5 protein-coding genes are annotated in these 8,329 nt (G+C 39.4%); all 5 read right to left on the bottom strand.

Going from position 1 to position 8,329, the window contains the following annotated elements; genetic code table 11:
- The coding region (locus BUB96_RS07055) for an ISLre2 family transposase (protein ID WP_073298176.1) at nucleotides 1–1,323 on the bottom strand (1,323 nt) is incomplete at its 3' end.
- Between the two features lie 955 nt (nucleotides 1,324–2,278).
- Nucleotides 2,279–4,210, bottom strand: coding sequence for a threonine--tRNA ligase (gene thrS / locus BUB96_RS07050; RefSeq protein ID WP_073298175.1), 1,932 nt, complete (start codon nucleotides 4,208–4,210; stop codon nucleotides 2,279–2,281).
- Between the two features lie 1,152 nt (nucleotides 4,211–5,362).
- Nucleotides 5,363–5,812 carry a GtrA family protein gene (locus tag BUB96_RS07045; protein WP_073298174.1) on the bottom strand — a complete coding sequence of 150 codons (450 nt, stop codon included), beginning with the start codon at nucleotides 5,810–5,812 and terminating at the stop codon, nucleotides 5,363–5,365.
- A 105-nt stretch (nucleotides 5,813–5,917) separates the two neighbouring features.
- Nucleotides 5,918–6,844, bottom strand: coding sequence for a primosomal protein DnaI (gene dnaI, locus BUB96_RS07040; protein WP_073298173.1), 927 nt, complete (start codon nucleotides 6,842–6,844; stop codon nucleotides 5,918–5,920).
- On the bottom strand, nucleotides 6,844–8,283 hold the full coding sequence (locus tag BUB96_RS07035) for a replication initiation and membrane attachment family protein (RefSeq protein ID WP_073298172.1): 1,440 nt from the start codon (nucleotides 8,281–8,283) through the stop codon (nucleotides 6,844–6,846). The genes dnaI and BUB96_RS07035 overlap by 1 nt, the downstream gene beginning before the upstream one ends.
- Nucleotides 8,284–8,329 lie beyond the last annotated feature (46 nt).

Genomic DNA, 8,329 nt, shown 5'->3' with positions numbered 1-8,329 from the left:
TCGGAATTTTTGATGTAAAATCTTTGTAGCACTCACGAGTTGTTTATCTTTACGCACTTGACGAGCACTTCGATGAATATCTGCTAAGTAAGCTTCTCTTAATGTTTGGTTAAATACTCCTTGTTTTACTTTCACCATCGCTTCGCATCCTCTTTCGCTCCAATGCATTCCTCTTTTTTTCATTCGAAAACTAATTCGTCTCTGATTGGATTCCATTGCGTCTAGTCTACGAGCGTCCGCAGGAGCGTCTTCGATAACCGTCCGCCAGTCAAATATTCGATCCCAATTTTTTTGGATATAGGTATAAAAAGCGTTCAATTTTTCTATCTCTGAATCGAGTTCTAAGGTACTCTCAAAAGTATCCATCCAGCGTTGAAAAGTGTCAAAATCTTTTTCATTAATCGCTTGACGTACTTTGGGCTTAAAAACTTTCTCATTCATGCCAAATGTCCGATTTAAACCTTGTGTAATATGATAAGCATCCAACTGATTTAAAACAGGGTATTTGGATTGAGAGAAGGCCGTTTGGAATTTTTCTGCTGTATAACCTTTACCCCCATCACTATTCGTAATTACCTGAGTCTTTTTTAAAGAATATTCATTGGCCGTAAGGCTTTGAACTTCTCCCCAAAATTTAGAAAGAGATTGAGTCGTTAAAATAGTCTTTGGTGCTTTTAATGCGACACGTTTTCCATTCTTTTCCCAGCCTTCATAAGTAATGGCATGGTGAACTTCCGTCTTTTTCCCTTTTTCCGTGCTTCTTACGAAAACACCATCTGCTTCAGCATAAAAGAATTGAACTTCTTTTCCTTCAGGAAGGCCAGCAGAAATTTCTAGTTCCTCAACCAAAGCTTGATCATACTTCGCTTGTGCGTTCCCTACTTTTTCTAAAATACTTTTAACCGTTTGATGCGACATTTCAACAGGCGTCCACGATTTTATAAAATGAGCCGTTTCTCGATAAGTTGTCTCTCCTGCAAGCTCTGCCATCTGAACTTCTACAAGTGGGCTATAACGTTGTCTTTTTTTTAAGCCTAACCATTCATCCAATGGATAATGACTTTGACCGTTAGGATCAACCATTAGAGTTCGCCTAAATTGAACAGGCCCAAAAATATACTGAATCGTCCGCGGATCATTCCGCTGAACTTTCCAGCTTTGGGCTTGCTTACTTTCTTTAATCGTTTGATTAAATTTCTCGAAAACTTCGCCCATTATTTCTGAGAAAGTCTGCCACATATAGCTTTGTATTTCTTTTTCAGTCTCAATTGGATTTGAAGAACATTTCATTATTTCGTAAATATCTGTTATAATTTTATCCATGGGAAGGCCTCTTTCATTTATATGTTTGTGATTGGACATATTATTATGATAGAGTGCCTTCTTTTATTTTTCCAGAAATATTTCCTAAAAAAATAATATTTTTACCCCGAGTATAATTTTACACATACCTGTGGCGGGTGAGTCGGGTGAGTCGAGAAAAGAGCTCGGTCAAAGTTTGTATAAGGTGATTTTGAGTGGGTTTGTTGGGGAGTAGAGATCGCTAGCGCGCAATTTTTCGTGATTTGTGTGCGGTGAAACCATCAGCGCGCAATTATTCGCAGGTTGTGTGCGATGAAACCATCACCTCGCAAATATTCGCAGTTTGTGCGCGATGAACTCATCAGCGCGCAATTCTTTGCAGTTTGCGTGCGATAGAGCCTATCACCACGCAAATATTCGTAGTTTGTGCGTGATAGAGCCCATCAGCGCGCAATTTTTCGCAGTTTATGTGCGATGAAACCGTCACCTCGCAAATATTCGCAGTTTGTGTGCGGTGAACTCATCAGCGCGCAATTTTTCGCAGGTTGTGTGCGGTGAACTCATCAGCGCGCAATTTTTCGTAATTTGTGCGGGATAGAGCCATCAGCGCGCAAATATTTGTGATTTGTGTGCGATAAACCTATCTACACGCAATTATTCGCAGTTTGTGCGGGATAAACTCATCTGTGCGCAATTATTCGTAGTTTGTGGGCGATAAACCTATCTACACGCAATTATTCACAGTTTGTGTGCGATGAAACCATCTCCATGCAAATATTTGTGATTTGTGTGCGATGAAGCATCCTGCACGCAAATATCTGCAATTTTTGTGCGATGGACATACCTTGCACGCACTTTTCTACAATTTACGCGCGCTGAAGCCCATCGCTAGCACATAATTAATCCACTCCATAAAAAAAGAGCACACGTTGGTTCAGTAAACCCCACTATGCGCTCTTTCCTAAATTATGAACGTTTAAAACTTCTTAGCTTCTTCTAAAAAATCAAGTAAAAATTGTTTGCAATCGATACTTTCTGTTTTCTTTTCACCGTATTTACGGACAGAAAGAACTTCGTCTTTGATTTCATTTTCCCCAATAACGATTTGATAAGGGATTTTCATGGTTTGAGCTTCACGAATTTTGTAGCCCATTTTCTCATTTCGAAGATCGGCTTCTACTCGGAGCCCTTTTCGTTTCATGTCGTTGACTAATTCGACAACGGCATCTCCATGAGCTTCTTCATTTACTGGAATAACAACCGCTTGAACTGGAGCTAACCAAGTTGGGAATGCACCTTTGTAACGTTCCAACAAGTAAGCGACAAAACGTTCCATTGTTGAAACGATTCCGCGGTGGATAACTACTGGACGATGATCGTCATTTCCATCTTCTCCAACGTAAGTTAAATCGAAGCGCTCTGGTAACAAGAAATCTAACTGGATAGTAGACAATGTCTCTTCATTGCCGAGGGCGGTCTTTACCTGAACATCTAATTTCGGACCATAAAATGCCGCTTCCCCTTCAGCTTCCACATAGTCTAATCCTAAATCATCCATTGCTTCTTTTAACATACTTTCCGCTTGTTCCCACATTTGGTCATCATCGAAATATTTTTCTGTGTCTTCTGGATCTCGATAACTCAAGCGGAAGCTGTATTCTGTAATATCAAAGTCTTTGTAAACTTCCAGCAATAATTGAACAGCTCGGTTGAATTCCTCTTTAATTTGGTCAGGTCGAACGAATATATGTGCATCATTTAATGTCATTTCACGAACACGTTGTAAACCTGAAAGTGCGCCTGATTTTTCATAACGGTGCATCATGCCCAGTTCCGCAATACGAATAGGTAATTCACGGTAACTATGTGTGTGATTTTTGTAAATTAACATGTGATGAGGACAGTTCATCGGACGTAAAACCAACTCTTCGCCATCGCCCATATCCATTGGTGGGAACATGTCTTCTTGGTAATGATCCCAGTGGCCAGAAGTTTTGTATAATTCAGTGTCAGCCATAATCGGTGTGTAAACATGGTCGTAGCCAAGGCTGACTTCTTTATCTACAATGTAGCGCTCAATCGTACGACGAACAGTTGCTCCTTTTGGTAACCAGAAAGGCAAGCCGGAACCAGCTTCTGGACTAATCATAAAGATATCTAATTCTTTACCGAGTTTACGGTGATCACGTTCTTTAGCTTCTTCGCGCATTTTTAGATAGGCTTTAAGGTCTTTTTTATTGAAGAAAGCTGTCCCATATACACGCTGCATCATTTTATTGTCTGAATCGCCTCGCCAATACGCACCAGCAAGTGAAAGTAATTTGAAGACTTGAACATAACCAGTAGAAGGAACATGGATTCCACGACATAAATCAGTGAAATCACCTTGTGTATAAACAGAGATTTCTTCGTCTTCAGGTAAATCTGTGATCAATTCTACTTTGTATGGATCGTCTTTGAAAATTTCGAGCGCTTCTTCACGACTTACTACTCGGCGTTCGAATGGATAATTGGCTTTAACAATTTCCATCATTTCTTTTTCAATTTTTGGAAGTTCTTCTTCTTGGAGTTGTTCTTCCATATCTGTGTCATAATAAAAACCATTTTCAATAGCCGGTCCCACTCCAAAATGGACATTTGGATGTAGACGTTTGATTGCCTGTGCCATAATATGTGCAGCAGAGTGGCGCAAAATTTCTAACGCTTCATCGCTATCTTTGGTAATAATATCAATCGTTCCATCTTCAGTAAGTGGTCGTCGGTAATCTACTAACTCTCCATTAAAACGTGCAGCAATTCCAGCTTTTTGTAGTCCTTTACCAATTGTTCCTGCAACATCTTCTGCTGTAGAATGCATCGGTAAAGATTTTTTTGAACCGTCTGGTAAAGTAACTAAAATTTCTGACATATTTAAATCTTCCTTTCTTTTTCCTAAATAACTTCTTCGTCAAGAATAATAAGTGTTATAAAAATAAAAAGCCCCATTAGATGCGTTCGAAAACGATCTAATGGGACGTTGAATACGACGTGGTTCCACCCAAGTTCAATGAAAAACTCTTAGGTGTGGAAATTGCTGGGCAATTTCATCCATTAAATAAAACGAGTTTCCATTCTTGCACTTGTTAACGCCAAGCAACGGTTGATTTGTCATCAACATCTCGAAAGTGGTCAGTGAAGATTTATTTTAGAAAACTCTCATCGTATGTTCTCTTTTCTGTAAAATAAATAGACTTCAAAGGTGTCTTTCTCAAAGATTCATTTTAAGTTATCCATACGATACCACTTTATTCATTTTCTTGCAAATGTTTTTTCTTTAAAATTGCGTGAAGGAACATTTCGTCAGAAATTTCCGTCCCAAACACGACAAAGGCATCCGCGCGTTTTTAAAACGCCGTCTGGTGGGGAATAAGACCATCTGCGCGTACTTTTCCGCGGTTTGTGTGGGATAGAATCATCTACACGCAAATTTTTGCGATTTATGGGCGATAGTCCCCTCTTACACGCACTTTCTCGCAATTTGTGCGGGATAAAACTTTCTGCGCGCAAATTTTTGCGATTTATGGGCGATAGCTGCCTCTTGCACGCACTTTCTCGTGGTTTGTGCGGGATAGAACTTTCTGCGCGCACTTTTTCGAGATTTGTGTGGGATAGAACTTTCTGTGCGCAATTTTTTACGATTTCTGAGCGGCAGCAGTCTCTTGTACGCACATTCTCGCGTTTTGTGCGAGATAGAACTTTCTGCACGCAAATTTTTACGATTTGTGGGCGGGAGCAGTCTCTTGCACGCACTTTCTCGCGTTTTGTGCGAGATAGAACCATCTACACGCAAATTTACGCAATCTGTGCGGGATGAAACCTTCTGCGCGCACATTTACGCAATCTGTGTGGGGTAAAACTTTCTGCGCGCAAATTTACGCAATTTATGCGGGATAGAACTATCTATGCGCAAATTTTTCGCGATCTGTGAGCGGTAGCTGACTCTTACGCGCACTTTCTCGCGATTTGTGCGTAGAGAAAATTTCCAGTGATTTTTCAGTATAAAATCGCTGGAATATAATAGTTATTTTTTAGTCAACTGGCCTTTAAAAGACGATTCTTCGCCTGGTGGAAAAATAAATCGCTTTTGAACAAAAAAGGCAAGGAAAAACAAACTGCAATCGACTAGAATTTTTGTTATGAGTTCGTATGGAAGAATCGTTTTAACAAAATAGGTTACTAGCAGACCGGATAGTAGCATCTGAATGATTGACAGCAGTACGTAACGAACGAAGGCTGTTTTCACTTGACGATTCTCTTTAAAAACGACTTTTTTATTTAATGTGTAATTTACAATACTTGAAATAATTCTAGCGATTGTGGTTGCCAGAATTATATACATTTTTGGAAAAGGCTGTTCCAAAAAATAAATAAAAAGCGTAAAAAAGGCTAGATCAATCGCTGTTGATAATAAAGAAGACGCCGCAAATTTGATAAAGACAAAATGGGCTTTGAAAAATTGTTTAAATGGCATAACGTGTATTTCCTTTTCTGTAATCTGTTAAAAAGAGAAAACCCCTGATTTCTGCTCAGAGGCTCTATTTTTATCACACTATTCGATTTTCCTCGTTCTACTCACTTAGTCATTCCGACGATTTTTACCGGTAACTTCGATTTCATCGGTTAAAAAGCGGATGCGCTCCATGATTCGTTTGGCCTTCAGCTGCTCATCGTCGTTATGTTGGTTGAAGCGAAAATGCTCATTTTCGAGTCGATCCATGGTGAAATTCGAGCTAAAAAGTGTGGGTAGTTCGTTTTGCATTCGGTATTGCAAGATGACCCCTAGCACATCATCGCGAATCCACGAGGTTGCATACTCGGCTCCAATATCATCCAACATTAAAATGGGGGTTCCTTTGTAAGAATCAAGCTTCTCTCCGGTTGTTTGCTGTCCGACTGAGCTACGCATTTCGGTCGCAAAGGTTGGGTAATGCACGAGCGTGGATGGGTAACCAAACGTTGAAAGTTCGTGGGCGATTGCCCCTAAAAGATAGGTTTTTCCCACACCAAATGCGCCGTGGAGATAGAGTCCTTTATGGAAGCCATCGGGATTTTTTATATAATCTTCTACGAATTGGATGGATTGATCCAACGCTTCGCGACGTCCATGGGTCATTTCAAATTGGTCAAAGGTGGCTTCTTTGATATCTTTTGGCATGTACACGGAATGAATGCGGCGTTTTAAATCTTCTTGTTTTCGTTTTTCTAAATGCTCGTCGGTTGCGACATAAGTGACTTCGATTCTTTTATTGTTCAAAATCAACTTGGGGATATAACCGGGCATTAATTGTCCTTGGCCTTTGCGGGCTTTTTCTTTTTCTAGGACAAATTCGTAAAGATTCGCTGCGCTGCGCTCGACGGCATTTGTAGTTAGTTCTTTTTTGTGGTTTTGAATGAAGGTGACAACCTCTTCGTCTTGAAGAGCTTGATTAATCAATTCTTCATATTTTCCACGTGTTTCGGATGAACTCATCATTTTATTTAAGTAATCGCCAATACTTTCCATTAGTTATCTCCCTCCTTTTGTTGTCTCATTCGTCTAATTTGTTCGAGTCGAATTTTCAAGGCATCTTCGTCTTGAGTGGAAACTTGTTCGTCGTCGGTTGTTTGTTTTTTATCGTCTTGTGCCCAATCGGGTAATGTTTCTTTTTTCCGATTTTTGCGATAATTGTTTTGGTAAGAATTATTTTGTTTCTTGGGTTGGGCATTTTTATTTTGAGCCTGATTGTATAATTCTTTTACTTTTTGAATGGCTTGTTCAGGAGTCCGAACACCACTTTGCGCCCAATCATTGGCTATCTTCATGGCATAGTTTTTCTCCAACACGACCGCTTCTTTCACAACTAAAATGTAATGTAGTAAAATATTGATCACATCTTTACTTAAGCGAGAAGATTCAACGAGTTCTTTTAATACCCACGTTTCGTTACTCGTTACAAATCCTCCTTTTTGGTCTTTGATGGATCGTAAGTAATTAGCGGGGGCTGTTTGTTTGGCATGAGAAATAACCGAGGTTTCTGTTGCCGTTAAGTTTTGTGTTGTGCCCTCTTTTTTTGTTTCGTTCTTACTTTCAGTTTGTTCGTTTGGTTGGTTTAAAACTTGTGGACTCTTTTGTGTTTGTGTTTGTTGTTTATTTAAGTACGAACGCTGCACATTTGAAACGAATTTATTTTTATTGACTTCACCTGATTCAATGTCTGCACTCTCCAAAATAAGAGCTTGCATCGTCATTTCGTCAATTCCGTAGACAATGTGAAAGGTGTAAATCAATTCTTTAATTTCTTTAGTAAAGCTTTCTTGGCGGACAAAATGTTTATTGAGTCCTGCTTTAAAAAAATTATAGTCAAAGCTATCTACGTTTTCAATGGTTTCTGCTAGTTTTGGCTGAGATTGCGATTCAATCGGCATGAAATCAGTTTGACTTAAAACGTCTGTATTGTTCACATCAAAATGATACACGTCTAAAAAGGACCGTGTAATTTCTCCATAAGACGTTTTGTCTTTTTCGTCTGGAAGAAAATCAGCTATTTCTTCATTAAATAGTCGTTCCCCAACTTTTTCTATTAATAGCGTGCGAAATAGACTATCTTTGAAAAAGGCTGGTGCGGTAAGGGGTCGGACGAGTTGATAGAAATATTGGTCGTTATTTTCTTGCGAACGATAAACGCGTAGTAAGCCAATCCCTTCTAAACGGATGCGTGCTTTATAAAAGTCTGGAATCCCGATATCTAATTTTCGAAGGAGTTCAGAAACGGTGACTCCTTTTGTCTGGGCGAAAAATTGCGTTTCTCCAAATAACGTGAGATATAATGCATAAGCGGATCCGCCTATAATGGGTTGATATAATTTCGTCAAGACGTGTACATTTTGCATAGTTAATGTATTGGTTGATTCTATTTTGATAAAGCTTTTTGGGTCGATGGCTTGCCATGGGTATTTTGTCATTGCACACGTCTCCTTTCTTTTGGGTGCTACGAAGCAGGAACTTTGT

This window comes from Atopostipes suicloacalis DSM 15692 (genome assembly GCF_900129085.1).
In the GTDB taxonomy this organism is placed as follows: Bacteria; Bacillota; Bacilli; order Lactobacillales; family Carnobacteriaceae_A; genus Atopostipes; species Atopostipes suicloacalis.
This window is presented reverse-complemented; position numbering and strand designations above follow the sequence as displayed.

Coding starts and splice junctions, on each gene's coding strand:
- thrS (WP_073298175.1), bottom strand. CDS start 4,210: ATGTCAGAAATTTTAGTTACTTTACCAGACGGTTCAAAAAAATCTTTA.
- BUB96_RS07045 (WP_073298174.1), bottom strand. CDS start 5,812: ATGCCATTTAAACAATTTTTCAAAGCCCATTTTGTCTTTATCAAATTT.
- dnaI (WP_073298173.1), bottom strand. CDS start 6,844: ATGGAAAGTATTGGCGATTACTTAAATAAAATGATGAGTTCATCCGAA.
- BUB96_RS07035 (WP_073298172.1), bottom strand. CDS start 8,283: ATGACAAAATACCCATGGCAAGCCATCGACCCAAAAAGCTTTATCAAA.